Below are 13,592 nucleotides of genomic sequence, written 5' to 3'. Positions count from 1 at the left end.
CGGTAAGGGTATGAAGTGCCATAAGTTTCTAATTTTTTCAGCAATTAAAGTTCACTTAATTTTCATATCTTCCTAAAGCCCTTAACTTTAAGATAGGAATAAAAAATAAAAGAAACTTCAGGTTTTTGACGCTATAGTAATCCTGGTTGCTCTTAAAACTGTAAAAAAGTCCCAGATGACCGCTATAATTTCTTTATTGGTAATCATTACATTGTCAATACTTGCCACCCGTATTGGAACAATAGCCTTCATCCATACCGGTCTTTCTAAAGAGGCTGCTAAATTCCAGGCAAGATCTGCTTATATGGGAGTAGGCTTTACCACTCAGGAATCTGAGTTGGTAGTTAATAACCCCGTGAGAAGAAAAATTCTCACTGTTCTCATTTTTATGGGTAATGCAGGAATAATTACCACCATATCCTCAGTAATCTTCAGTTTTATATCTATAGAGGAATCAGGATTTTTCTCTACGGAAATTATTGTGCTTTTTTCAGGCTTGTTGCTCCTTATTGCTCTTTCGCGCAGCAAATTTATTGATCGAAAACTTTCTTTTTTGATTGATAAAGCTTTGAGCCGCTATACTTATCTTGAAGTAAAAGATTACTACAATTTACTGCATCTGGAAGAGAATTATCGGGTATCTGAAATCAAAGTGAAAAAAGAGGATTGGCTAACGAATAAAACTTTGGAAAAGTTAGAATTAGATGCCGAAGGGGTTCGGGTATTGGGAGTAAGGCGCCTGGATGGAAATTATATTGGAGCCCCTAAAGGCAAAACTGAGATTAAAGAAGGGGACATTATAATTCTCTATGGCAAAATAGAAAGTCTGCAATCACTGGAAAATCGCAAAGAAGGTAGTTCAGGAGATTTAGAACACAGCAACGCTGTAACGGAACAAAAGAGAAGGGAACAAAAGCAGGAACAGGAAGATTAACGATTTTGTATTTAAAACTTATCCGGAATGCTTAAATTCTACTAAAAAATAATGCTTATGCAGGCTCTGCGGAAAATCCTTTTTTATTTACTGATTTTTTTTAGCACTGTACTAATAGTTATAACGCTATTATCCCTCTTTTATAATCTCTCGTTCTGGTATTCCAAGATTCTTGATTTCCCGCGACTGCAGTACTTTTTGCTAGGAATTTTACTTTTATTATTCTTCGGCCTATTTAACAGGAAGTGGAACATAGCTTCCTTTTTTCTCCTTTCAGGTTTATTGGCGGTCATTGTTATTCACGGTAGTTTAATTTATCCTTACCTGTTTGGCGAAAAACCTGTTCCAGATCATGATGGAGAGCAACTAAGAGCTGAAACCTCTTTTGACATTTTAATAGCTAATGTCTTGATAAGCAACCGGAAATCTGATGACTTTATAGGGATGGTAAAACAGAGGGATCCCGACATCCTTCTCGCAATGGAAGTAGACTATTGGTGGTTGAAGGAGCTACAGGTTTTTGCAAAAAACTATCCTTACAAAATGGAATACCCTTTAGACAACGCCTATGGAATGTCATTATATTCTAAATTTCCAATGGAAAACAAAAAGATAAGATTTTTAAAGAATAAAGACGTCCCTTCTTTTCACGCAAAAATTGTACTTCCTTCCGCCAGTTCCTTTATTTTACATGCTGTACATCCTGTTGCTCCTGTTCCCAGCAGTATATATCCAGACAATGTTGGTGAGGAGGAAATTGCTTTATTAAAAATCGGGGAATTAGTAGCCGCAGATTCACTGCCCTCAATGGTTGCAGGTGATTTCAACGACGTGTCCTGGTCTTACACTTCCAGGATGTTCGGTAAAAAAGGAAATTTAAAAAATGTAAGAATTGGCCGTGGCCTCTATAATACCTTTGATGCCACATCTCCCATACTACGTTGGCCTTTAGATCATTATTTTGTTACGCAGGAGTTTGCCCTTGTAGAACTTGAGCGGCTTCCAAAACACGGCTCAGATCATTTCCCCCTGTATGCAAGGCTTGTACTTAAATAGTTATTTATATTATGTAAATTTTCAAGCCGTATTAGAATCGGCAATATTTAGTTTGCATGCTCATTCCTTACTTCGAAATAAGGCAAGATGCTGGATAAGAGTCCGGCTTTCAAGCCCTCCCGCTAAGGCTCCTGTAGTAACTCCCACAGTACTAATAAAAACGGCAAGCCGTATTTTATCTTCAAGAAGAATTTCAGGTTTATTAAGCGTAGGCCAGGTTTGCATAAGATCCGGTGGAAAAACATAGAGTTCAATAATCATCATAAGGATGCCTACCAGCAGGAAGAGTCCAATACACGCCAGGAAAATACTAAAATAAATTACACTGTTGGCAACTGCAAGATGTTCAGTAAGTATTCTTTTTTCCTTTCTTGGCAGGAAAAGAGATTGCACACGCACAAGATAAAAACTCGCCAGCATAATGCTTATTACCGCAAAAAAAGCAGCTGTCCCATTAGTCATTCCAAGGCCCACATCCCAAATTTCTGCAGTAAAAATGAGGATTATGGCCGGGGCAACGGCAGCGGTAGCAAGACCCGGTAAGGATAGCGGTAACAAAAGCGCCCTGTTTTTAAGCAAAGGCCTGAAAAATATTTTCAAATGCCTGAAGGTCATGAGAATGTGAAAAATAAAAGTTTCCAGGTCATTCGCATCCCGTAGTTCCCTATCGGGTGCTTTTACCGCGTTCTTTTTTAATTTTACTTTTTCTTCAGAATTAAAAGAAGGAATTTTATTTAATTCCTCGTTAAAAGATCTGGCGCCCATTATCTTACTACCTGCCGGAGAAGTATGCTCAAGTTCCAGCAAATGACCGATCTGGTGAAGAAAAAAATTTGCACTGTTGAACCTCACCCTGGTATCCATTAGCTCCAGTCTTGGTTTATTTCGGCCAGTGGAAGTAAGTTTCCTTGTAGAGAGGACGATAATCCTTGTTACTGAAGAAGAAAGGCCCGCTACAAGATTGTTCCTTCTCGACATAATACCAATATCTGTTATTACCGTTACCAGGTCGTATGGACCTTCAGCCATTCTCTGGCTGGCAGCATCCAGGAATGCAGATGGGTATCTTGAACGGTCGCTCTCAAGCCTTGTAGCATCTATTATATCAAAAAACCAGTTTATCCCGGTGCTTTCTTTAAGTTCTAGCTCTACATCCTGTACCAGTTGTTTTGCATAATGTATAAGTGACTCCTTATTTTGTTTTGTGCTGAAGGCAATAAGGATTCCTACTTCCATTTCGGGCTCCGGTTGAGGCCCCTGTGCTTCCTTAAGCGCACTAAAGAAGCGTTTGCCTGAGGTAATAGCACGAATTATCCTGGTGGAATTAATCACCCTTACAGATTGAAGTATTCTGAGGGCATTCAAAATCCTTAAGACCCTTAAAGCAGGAACCAAAAGGGCAATAACTGTGATCCAATTACTTTTAAGAAAACTGAATTTTCGAGGTGCCAGGATTATTTTTAATACAAACTCCAGGATGAACAAACCCCAAATGATGTAAATAAGCGTTACCTGGAATGAAGTTAAGCCCTGGACAAGTTCTATGATAAACAAATAAAGCCAAACCAGCGCAAGAATAAACATGGGTATTTCCAGTTGCTCTTCAAGCTTGTAAAAAGTCCGGTAAAGTCTTCTGCTCTTCTTCAAACTCTCTGTTGTTTATAATGAATAAAGTTCTCCTCAATTTAGTGATTTATAAATCATTACGGAATGGTGAAATGGAATATAAAATCTAACATTTGCTCTCTGCTTTGCAAAAAATTGACTTCGTTGAATTATTTATAAAATGATATTAAGCTTCTTTGATCATTACTTATCTGACGCAAAAACTCATTAGAGTAAGAGAAGAAAGGTCGTGAAATTTCAAGCTGCATATTTCAGGCAGAGACCGGTTTCCGGTGTTACTGAATTTGGAAAAGATATGATTTCTTCAATTCAAATTCCGGGTCTTCCCATATATTCTTTTAAGTGGGCGAGTTTACCATTAAGGAACTTTCCAGGGGTATTTCCAATTAATCTATAAAAATCATTTATAAAGTGAGCCTGATCAAAATACCCGCAATCCAGAGCGAGGAGGTGCATTTTTTCTGTGGGAGAATTAATTAGAAGTTGAAAAACCGTATTCAATTGAATTACTTTACAGAAATATTTTGGAGGAACGCCTATTACTTTTTTAAATACCCTTCTAAAATGTCTCAAGCTAACCCCGGCTTCATTTATTAAATCTTCCTGGCTAATAATTCCGTTTTTCTCAAAGATTTTTGATAGCGAACTATCAAGCCACTGAATTTTCGGAAGCCGGTTCTCTTCAAGTTTTTTGAGAAACTCCAGGATATGCAACACCCTTTGCTTTGAATCGGTACAAAGAGCAAGCCTGTCCATAAGATTGCCACAGGAATCTGTAGTAAAATCTTCAAAACCTATCCATTTATTATTAAAAAAAGCTCCCGATTTATGAAAGAGGTAATAGGGGGCAGTGGGATGCAGGGTGATCCCCAGATTCCCTATTTTTCCTTTTTGCGTGAAAACCACCCGCGCATTATAAATTTGTCCGGCTACCATTAGACGGGAGTTTGTTTTATAACGGTAATCATTTACAGTATAGGTTGGTTCTTCCCCGGTTATACTTAGCATTAAAGGGAAGCCCGTTGCGAAAATCGGAATACTTATATCCATTTCTTTATCAGATTCACTACTGATAATATTTATTACAAAACTTTGCAGGTTTTCCGGTATTGTATAGCCCACTTTTTTCGCAAGATGTTTAATCATGGTTTTTGATTAGAGAATTTTTGTCTTTCATGTCCGAATTTTACAATTTAAAAAATATATAAGATATTAATTTTAAGAGACTTACAAGAATATTAAAAGTTTTCCGCTAAGTACCTAAAGGATTAAAAATACCGATAAGCCCCACCCCTTTCCACAACATCTTTGAACTCTCCCTATATAGTTCAGAAGGATAAAAAATAAATCAATTATCATATTCCCGATTCTAACATCGGGTCAATTAAGCTTTACTATTATGGAGTATTCAAAAATTAATTTCAGAAATTTATTATTAGTCTTCACAGGCTGTTTGATTTTATTTTCTTGCAGTGAAGACGCAATATTTGAACACGAAGAAGTGTTGGTTTCGGATGGAACAGTCTCTATGGATTCCACATTAATTGAAGGACATTACATTGTTCTGGTATCCGGAGATCCGGCTGTGAAGAATTCAAAGGCTGCCAGCATTTTGGAGAAACTAACTCTTGAAATAAATAAGAAACCGGGAGCCAGGGTTAACCGAACCTATAAAAATACTCTTACGGGATTTGCTGCGGAATTAACAGATAAGCAGGTCAGGGAATTGAAGAAAGATCCACGTGTAGAACATATTGAACAGGATCATTACTTTCATTTGGATAACACTGTTGTTGTAGAGGAAAATGTAACCTGGGGCCTTGACAGGATAGACCAACGGGATGGAGATTTGGATCGTGCATATGCCTATACCGCTACAGGTAAAGGTGTTACTGTTTACGTTATTGATACTGGCTTAAGAGATACGCATGTAGAATTTGGAAATAGGGCGTCATTCGGCTATGATTTTTCAGTTGAGGATCCAGAAAATGATGATCCTGTTATGGAACCGGGTGAAGATTGTTATGGTCATGGCACACCGGTAGCGGGTATAATTGGAGGCTTAAATTATGGCGTAGCCAAAAATGTTAACCTGGTTAATGTTAAGGTCTTTTCCTGTAAGGGCAGGGCTACTGCTTCCACGGTAATATCTGCAATAGACTGGGTAACGCTAAACGCTGTGAAACCTGCTATTGTAAATGCCAGTTTTGGATATCGCGATTCCGAATCTGTGGATATTGCGGTGAGCACCTCTATCGAAACGGGCATTCATTTTGCCGTTTCCGGAGGCAATCAGGATGATGACGCCTGCAATTATTCGCCCGCTCGTGTTAAAACAGCCATTACCGCCGGGGCAAGTAATATTAAAAATGAAAAGGCATATTTTTCTAATTATGGGGATTGCATAGATGTTTTTGGACCGGGTTTATATACAAAAACCGCTTCAAAACTAGACGATACCTCTTCCCGCTATTTCAGTGGCACATCTGCAGCCGCACCTTACGTAGCCGGTGTAATGGCACTTTATCTTGAAATTAATCCGGAAGCAACACCCGCTGAGGTACAATCTGCTATATTATTGAATGCAACTCCCAATGCGATTTCAAATGTCCCATCCGGCACCAATAATTTGGTTCATAGCTTATGGGAACCTGTTAATTTTGTGTCTCCTGCTCCTGTCCCTGTAATTTTGGAAGCAGTGGCTTACAGGGAAAAAGGAACACAAAAAGTTGATCTGACCTGGAATGTTACTGAGGCATATCAAGTTGACTTTTATAGAAATGGACAATTAATTATTCCAGAACTTTATAATGATGGCCATCATTTAATGACCGAATCTAAAGGTAAGGATGGGCAATATACCTATCAGGTATGTGAAACCGGATATACCAATTGCTCTGAAGTTATTACGGTGATCTTTGGTGATGGCGATGGTAGCGGAGATGATGGAGGTGGTATAACGAATGAACCACCCAAAGCCGATTTTACATATACTACAAATTTATTACAGGTTCAATTTACAGATGCCAGTACAGATGCTGATGGTTCTGTAACCAGTTGGAGCTGGGATTTTGGAGACGGTAATTCCTCCTCTATCCAGCATCCTTCCCACACCTATGCAAATTCAGGAACCTATAGTGTCTCACTTACTGTTACAGATGATGCAGGGGACACCGGCAGTATTTCAAAAAATATTTCAGTAACTGCAGAAGAGCCTGTACCGAGTGATATTCTGCTCACGGGAGAGGGATATAAAGTGAAAGGAAGATGGAATGCCGATCTGGCCTGGAGTCCTTCTGGAACTTCAGCAATGACAGATATTTACCGGGACGGTAAGCTTATAGCAACTGTGGAAAATACAGGAAGCTTTACAGATGTCACCAATTTTAACGGCAGCGGATCCCTGAGCTATCAGATCTGTGAAGCAGGAACAGTTACCTGTTCTAATGAGATTAGCCTCCAGTTTTAAATTCTTTTTTTCGAAGAGCAGGTTGGAATTTAAGCTGCCCCTAATTAGAACTGCTTGCTCAAATTAAGACCGGCTCCATAAAGCGGTTTGGCCACATTGCTGACCTCAACACCAAACTGAACATTTAACTGGACAAAAGATTGTAATAGTTTAATATCAAATAGGCCGGAGTAAACATCCTGATTTGGATTGAAAAATTGACCATACCTCCCTTCATTATGAGAAAAACTTAATAAGAGTTTCCAGGGATAACTCACAAAATAATTAGAAAAATTTCCTGAAATCCCCAAATGGTGGGCGGCAAACTTATTGTTTACCACCTGATCTAATTCTTCGTCATAGGTAAAAAAGGGAAGTCCTATAATCCTGCTTTCATAAGTGAAACCGGAATGATAGGTTAAAAAATTATTTAAGTAATTATCTGCTCCATGAGGGGAACCGGCATTGATACTTTGGTTTCGGGTAAAGAAAAACTCGTATAGAATGCCATTAATTAACCTGCGGTTATTTTCAAAATCCAGGAAAACCCCATATCTTCCATCGGGGAAATTAGCGTAGCGACTACCGGATCCGTCTTCAAACATATGATTATAGATAAAATTAAGCTCAAGTTCCGGATTAAGCCTTTTTATTATTTCCAGTTCATAAGTACCTAAATGATTTCCTAACACATTTGCCTGGTCACCTCCAACGGCATTTTCTCCACCTTCTCTCCCAAAAACCATTCTTATATAATCAGAAAATCCTTCAGGTTGCTGTCCTGTTTTCGGGGAATCACCTCCCCATTGAGCGAAATGACGAATCCCGGCTTTTATCTGAAAATCAGGATTAGGTTGATAAACAAAGTTTATATGCTTGTAATGCAGTCGGGCATTTTTTACAAAACGATCCTCCCCCATTAAATATTCACTCCAGCTGGCTTCAAAACCAAAAGCCGATTCCGGACTAAAGAAAATAGTACGGTTAGTAGCCAATGATATTCCCGGCATTGGCCTGGCATTAATAGACCATAGCATACTTTCGTTGGTGGCGCTTAAACCTTTATACAGTTCTTTTTCCTGCCTGCGGCCAACTACAGCTTCAAGCCAGTCGGTATTAAAAGCCGCATAGATCTCATCCAGAAAAATTTCATCTTTAATCCCATCCTGGTATAAGACACCGGCGCCAATCTCCAGTGAATTTCCATTGCTAAATTCATTAAAAGTCCTTCCCGAGATCCAACCGGAAACATGAGTGTCTTCGGAAACACGCCCCCTTTGATTATGGTACATCCAGAAAGGTAGTCTTTCTGCTGCCCCTTCATGTATATAAGTATTCAAATTAACAGAACCGGAAAAATCCCATTGGGCATAAGTGCTGAAGGATGTTAAGCAAAGGAGACTTAGAAAAAACATTTTTTTCATTGATGGTGATGATATGATTTGGTTAAATAGTATTAGTAGAGAAAGCGTTTTTAAATCGAAAGATTGCCGCTTTTCAGTTCGCAGTGAGCAGTCTCAGTTGGCAGGAAAACTCCTATCAAAAGATTGCCGCGGTCCTATGTCGCTCGCAATAACGAAAAGAAACAAGAGAAAAGAGCCAAGAGAAAAGACTTTAAAATAGTTCTCGATACAGCGCTATTTTCACTCTCGCTCAAATACCGCCACTCGAACTGACGAGCATTCTGAACTACAAACTTCAAACTCTAAACCGTTTACAGTGAACAGTCTCAGTTTGCAGTAAGATCTAAACCAATCCTGGACAAAAAATGGATAACTGAAAACAGAGAACTGAAGACAAAAAATTGCCGCGGTCCTATGTCGCAATGACGAAAACAACTTAAAGGCTTCTCCCATTAGCAACGGGTTTTCAAGTAATTACTGCGGCAGAAAAAATCTCTTGAACTTTTTCCGCCCTCCCCCAACCCTAAAGGGTGGCGGAAAATTAATTGCTTCAAAAAATACCTTCTATCCATAGATGAGGGGTAAAAGATTATTTCTTTTAGGTATCGGGTACCAAAGGAATAAAGAACGTTACGAAACTTTCAATTCATCCATCTTTTTCAGAATTTGCTCAATAACTTTTTGAATATTTTCAACTACTTCTTCATTCGTAAACCGCAATATATGTAACTCCTGAAATTGAAGTAATTCTTCGCGTTCCTGATCTGCGACTTTTTGCTTTTTACTGTTGTGATAACCGCCATCAATTTCAATTACTAATTTAAATTGGTGACAATAGAAATCAACAATAAAGGATTGTAATGGATGCTGCCTCCTGAATTTATAACCTAATTGATTATTATTTAAATGCTCCCATAACATTTTCTCGGAAGAAGTCATATTCTGCCTTAATTTCCTGGCAATAGCAAAATTCTCCAGAGGAGCTCCCTTCCACATGCTTTTATTATATCCAGGATGATCCTTTTTCAAAATATATAGTATTTGTTTTATTCCTTCCCGCTTGACCCCTTCCCTAAAGGGAGGCGGGAAAAGTAATGCCGTAATTAAGTAAAATACTTCTCCATTTAGAACTTTCACCAGTAGTATTGAAAATCAAAAATTTCCTGATTTTTTACGCCCTAAAACCTAGCTCCCAAACTAAACATGGCACAGGCTCCCGATATAAAATCAGGACAAGTTATAAAGGCAGGCGGGAAAAGCGATGTAATTTAAATATTTCCGCTGTATAAAGGAAATATTGTTTTTTTTGAAGAAAAATCCACTCCCTTTAGGGTCGGGGAGGATGGATTTTTCAGGCTCTAAACCAAGCGGAAAACTCAGTAATCACAATTGATAACTCATAACATTCTTACAATCAAACGATTGCATCGATCCTGCATCGCTCGCAATGACGAAAAGAAGGAAGAGAAAAGAGTCAGAAAAAAAGACTTTAAAATAGTTCTCGATACAGCGCTATTTTCACTCTCGCTCAAATACCGCCACTCGAACTGACGAGCATTTTGAACTACAAACTTCAAACTCTAAACCGTTTACAGTTTCTATAACTCTCGGAGCTCATATTAAAAGATTGTCACGTCAGCTATCGATTCCTCTAATGAACTAAAAAATAGCCCTAAATGGGCAGGAAGCTGTGCGTAGTTTCGTCCACTGAAATTATCGTCAACCTGAACTTGGTTCAGGTTCTATCATGTTAGATCCTGAAATAAATTCAGGATGACATAATTGTTCTCAAAAACCCCAAAACAATTAATGGATCAACCTTATTTCTCAATACATCCCGACTTAAATAGGTACACTCCAATTGTCGATTAAAGGCAAACTGGAACCAAACAACTCCTTATTTAAAAAATCGCTGCTTTATCCTTAAGTCTTTTAAAAAAGGATTTCTTCTCTTCTCCGTAGGCATAGCCATACTTATTGCCATAGCCGAAATTGGCAAGTTGCACATCATTAAGTACAAAACTCACATCATGTAACTTCCCATCGTTTTTAGCATCTACAGCAAAACCAAGTAATCTCTTTTCAGTATATCCTGCACGGGTTACGTATAGAGTTAAATCGGCATATTTATTTATCAGGAAGGTATCAGCTACCAGCATTGCAGGTGCCGTATCTACAATTATATAATCATATATTCCTTCTAACTCATTTAAAAGCTTTGCCATTCGTTCACTTCTTAAAAGTTCCGATGGATTTGGCGGAATATTCCCCGAAGCTATAATATCCAGTTTTTCATTGGCCTGGGCTGTAGCAATAATATCCTGAACCTGAACCTCGCTATTATACAAATAATCACTAACCCCGGAATATGTGCGGGCATCGGTTTCGTAACGTTGCAATTGCGGATTTCTTAGATCGGCACCAATAATAATAACTTTCTTGCCCATATTGGCAAAAGTAATGGCCAGGTTAAAAGCAGTAAAGGTTTTCCCCTCCCCTTTAACGGTAGAGGTTACGAATAATTTAATTCCCTTTTCTTTATTGCTGGCATTTACCAAAAGGTATTGAAGATTGGTAACCATAATCCTGAAGGCTTCAGCAAGGACCGATCTGTCATTAACCATAATTAGATCATCTTCCTTTTTTGAAATCCTTGGTATCTCACCGATTATAGGTATTTCTTTAGTAGCATTTTCTATATCGGTTCTGTCTGTGATCTTATTATTCAATAAATTCTTTGCGTAGATAATTAGGAAAGGTATAAGTAAACCTAAAATTAAAGCAGCCAATAAAATGATTTTTGACTTTGGAGAAACCGGTTCAGCATCACTATAGGCACTATCTACAATCTTCGCCTTAGGCGCGGTTACGGCGAGAGATAAAGAATTCTCTTCCCTTTTTTCCAGTAAAAATAAATAAAGGGCTTCTTTAATATTCTGTTGCCTTTCAATGCCCCGGTATTGTCTTTCTTTCCCCGGAACTGCCGAAATTTGTGATCCTATCACTGCAGCCTGCCTGTCCAGGTCTTCCTGGGCTATGAGTAAGTTACTCCTCATTCTTTCCAGGCTTTGCAATACATTTCCTCGCATCTGCTCTATTTGAGAATTCAATCTTAAGACCACCGGGTTTTCTTCAGTAGAAGCACTTAATATTCGGTTTCTTTCTAAAACAAGGGTATTGTATTCCTTGATCATATCGTTCACCCCCGATTCCTCAATTCCCAGGTTTGCCGGTAAAAGGTCAGAGGGTCTGTTACCTTTTATATGATCCAGCATCGCGTTGGCAAGTTCTAATTGGGTGCCGACTTCCTGTTGACGTTTTTTATAATCGCTGGCGTTTTCTATAAATAATGTTGATTCGGCCTCTATGTTGGTGAGTTGATTGCTTTCTTTAAATTCTTCTTTTCCGACCTCAACAGAATCCAGTTCCTGGTTAATGATACTTAAACGTTCATCTATAAAAGAAGCGGTATTGGTAGCTACCAGGTTTTTATCTTCAATAGCCTGACGGTTGTATTCTAAAATAAGCTGGTCTAATATATCCTGGGCTTTTTCTGTAACCGGATCTACCAGAGTCAATTCCAAAAGACTCGAATTTTTATCGGTTAAATTAATTTGAACTCCTTGCCGGTATCTTCCAACAACAGCTTCTACAGGACTAAACTGCACACTAACTTCCAGGTCTTCTTCAAGTTCAATAGCCGTTCTTGCAATTGTAATATCGGCGAAACCAATATTGATTACATTCCCGAATTCACCGTCAAAACTTTTATCTGTTTCGGTATTTCTTAGTGTAAATTTATTTTTTGATTGGGGTATAATCAGAAAACGATTTCCAAGCTCCTCTTTAATGTTTTTACTTAATCCTTTTTCATCTAATTGCAGTACCTCTACTTTAAAAGGGGAGGCGGTATAAAGCTCCTTTGATTTCACTCCTGCTTCATCGTGATAGGTAATATTCAGATCAAGTGCTTTAACTGTTTTAGTCATTAAAGTTTTAGATCTAAGGATACCGATTTCGTTTTCGATACTACTGGCTCCCAAGCCGCCCATAAAACCGAGATCGGCAAAAGCAGCCATTTCAGAAGAGGGGCCTTTGCTTTCTTCATCCTTGATAATTATACTGGCGGTGGTATTATATTGCGCCGTGGTATATTTTAAATAAATAAAGCCAATAAGTACGCAAAGGATCACTCCAATTACAAACCAGGGCCAGTACTTAAGGTATTTATCAAGTTCTTCCCTTAGGTTGATTTCTTCTTCCTGGGGGCGGTTGTATGTAGGTTGTTCTTGGGACATAATTTGTTATCTGGTTAAGAGTATTATTACAGAAACTAATACTGAAGCGATAGAAATATAAACCGAGGCATTTCGGTTATAACTGGCACTTTGCCTTTGGGGTCCATTTGGTTCTACGTAGACTACATCGTTTTGCTGTAAGTAATAGTAAGGGGAATTAATAATATTTGCATCGCCAAGATCGAGATATGCGTGGGTAGTTCTGCCGTTTTCTTCCCGCATCACCAATACATTATCACGTTTCCCGTAGATACTCATGTCGCCGGCCATTCCTAAAGCCTGTGGCAACGTAAAGTAGTCATCCTGCACGTCAAAGGTTCCGGGGCGGTTAACTTCTCCCAGTACACTTACCTGGAAATTCACCACTCTAACATTTACAATAGGATCCTGGACATATCTTTTAATTTGGCCTTTTAAATTCCTGGCAAATTCTTCCTGGCTGTAACCTTCTGCTTTGATCTCCCCCAGAAAAGGAAAATCTATATTTCCGTCCTTGCCTACCAGGTAAGTTTGTAATTGTTGTCTGCCATTGACAGTCAAGCCTATTTGATCTCCTCCCATCGGCACACCAATAACCGGCAGATTGAATGGTAAAGCCGCGTCCTGCTGGGCCGCCGCAACGCTAATGGTAAGTAAGTCTGTAGGTTTAATTTTTAAGCTATTATTAGTTTGCTCCTGCATTTTGGCTTCCGCTTTTTCCAGGCCCTGGAAGTAAACAATTTCCTGTCTTGGGACACAGGAACTAACCAAAAAAACACAAAAAAGCCCTAAGGCCGGTAATCGAAAGAATTGGAGGTATTTCATCTATTTTTATTTAATCTCAATTT

General features: G+C 38.7%; 9 protein-coding genes. 3 read left to right on the top strand and 6 right to left on the bottom strand.

Annotation, left to right across the window (positions count from 1 at the left end; translation table 11 throughout):
- The first annotated feature begins 175 nt into the window (after nucleotides 1–175).
- Complete coding sequence (locus LB467_RS03330; protein ID WP_224472601.1) at nucleotides 176–934, top strand: potassium channel family protein; 759 nt, start codon at nucleotides 176–178, stop codon at nucleotides 932–934.
- Nucleotides 935–1,132: 198 nt separating this feature from the next.
- Nucleotides 1,133–1,990, top strand: a complete 858-nt coding sequence (locus tag LB467_RS03325) for an endonuclease/exonuclease/phosphatase family protein (RefSeq protein WP_224472600.1) — start codon at nucleotides 1,133–1,135, stop codon at nucleotides 1,988–1,990.
- A gap of 60 nt (nucleotides 1,991–2,050) precedes the next feature.
- Here the strand turns inward: LB467_RS03325 and LB467_RS03320 are convergent, their stop codons facing one another.
- Nucleotides 2,051–3,637 (bottom strand): hypothetical protein, encoded by a 1,587-nt coding sequence (locus LB467_RS03320; protein ID WP_224472599.1) that lies wholly within the window; start codon nucleotides 3,635–3,637, stop codon nucleotides 2,051–2,053.
- A 288-nt stretch (nucleotides 3,638–3,925) separates the two neighbouring features.
- The gene (locus LB467_RS03315) at nucleotides 3,926–4,762 is read right to left on the bottom strand and encodes a helix-turn-helix domain-containing protein (RefSeq protein ID WP_224472598.1); all 837 of its coding nucleotides are present in this window, start codon (nucleotides 4,760–4,762) and stop codon (nucleotides 3,926–3,928) included.
- A 253-nt stretch (nucleotides 4,763–5,015) separates the two neighbouring features.
- On the opposite strand from LB467_RS03315, the gene LB467_RS03310 reads away from it, so the two are divergent.
- On the top strand, nucleotides 5,016–7,085 hold the full coding sequence (locus LB467_RS03310; protein ID WP_224472597.1) for a S8 family serine peptidase: 2,070 nt from the start codon (nucleotides 5,016–5,018) through the stop codon (nucleotides 7,083–7,085).
- A 44-nt stretch (nucleotides 7,086–7,129) separates the two neighbouring features.
- Here the strand turns inward: LB467_RS03310 and LB467_RS03305 are convergent, their stop codons facing one another.
- The 4 genes from LB467_RS03305 to LB467_RS03290 form a co-directional block, all read right to left on the bottom strand.
- On the bottom strand, nucleotides 7,130–8,488 hold the full coding sequence (locus tag LB467_RS03305) for a capsule assembly Wzi family protein (protein WP_224472596.1): 1,359 nt from the start codon (nucleotides 8,486–8,488) through the stop codon (nucleotides 7,130–7,132).
- Nucleotides 8,489–9,097: 609 nt separating this feature from the next.
- Nucleotides 9,098–9,496 carry an endonuclease domain-containing protein gene (locus tag LB467_RS03300; RefSeq protein ID WP_224472595.1) on the bottom strand — a complete coding sequence of 133 codons (399 nt, stop codon included), beginning with the start codon at nucleotides 9,494–9,496 and terminating at the stop codon, nucleotides 9,098–9,100.
- Between the two features lie 872 nt (nucleotides 9,497–10,368).
- Complete coding sequence (locus LB467_RS03295) at nucleotides 10,369–12,765, bottom strand: GumC family protein (RefSeq protein ID WP_224472594.1); 2,397 nt, start codon at nucleotides 12,763–12,765, stop codon at nucleotides 10,369–10,371.
- 6 nt (nucleotides 12,766–12,771) lie between these two features.
- Nucleotides 12,772–13,569, bottom strand: coding sequence for a polysaccharide biosynthesis/export family protein (locus LB467_RS03290; RefSeq protein ID WP_224472593.1), 798 nt, complete (start codon nucleotides 13,567–13,569; stop codon nucleotides 12,772–12,774).
- Between the last annotated feature and the right edge of the window lie 23 nt (nucleotides 13,570–13,592).

The organism is Salegentibacter tibetensis, from assembly GCF_020164485.1.
Classification (GTDB): domain Bacteria; phylum Bacteroidota; class Bacteroidia; order Flavobacteriales; family Flavobacteriaceae; genus Salegentibacter; species Salegentibacter tibetensis.
Note: the sequence above shows the minus strand (reverse complement) of the source record. Positions and strands in the feature narration are given on the sequence as shown.

What these genes read in the sequence shown, in the direction of transcription:
- LB467_RS03305 (WP_224472596.1), bottom strand. Translation starts at nt 8,488, where the DNA reads ATGAAAAAAATGTTTTTTCTAAGTCTCCTTTGCTTAACATCCTTCAGC.
- LB467_RS03295 (WP_224472594.1), bottom strand. Translation starts at nt 12,765, where the DNA reads ATGTCCCAAGAACAACCTACATACAACCGCCCCCAGGAAGAAGAAATC.
- LB467_RS03330 (WP_224472601.1), top strand. Translation starts at nt 176, where the DNA reads ATGACCGCTATAATTTCTTTATTGGTAATCATTACATTGTCAATACTT.
- LB467_RS03310 (WP_224472597.1), top strand. Translation starts at nt 5,016, where the DNA reads ATGGAGTATTCAAAAATTAATTTCAGAAATTTATTATTAGTCTTCACA.
- LB467_RS03290 (WP_224472593.1), bottom strand. Translation starts at nt 13,569, where the DNA reads ATGAAATACCTCCAATTCTTTCGATTACCGGCCTTAGGGCTTTTTTGT.
- LB467_RS03315 (WP_224472598.1), bottom strand. Translation starts at nt 4,762, where the DNA reads ATGATTAAACATCTTGCGAAAAAAGTGGGCTATACAATACCGGAAAAC.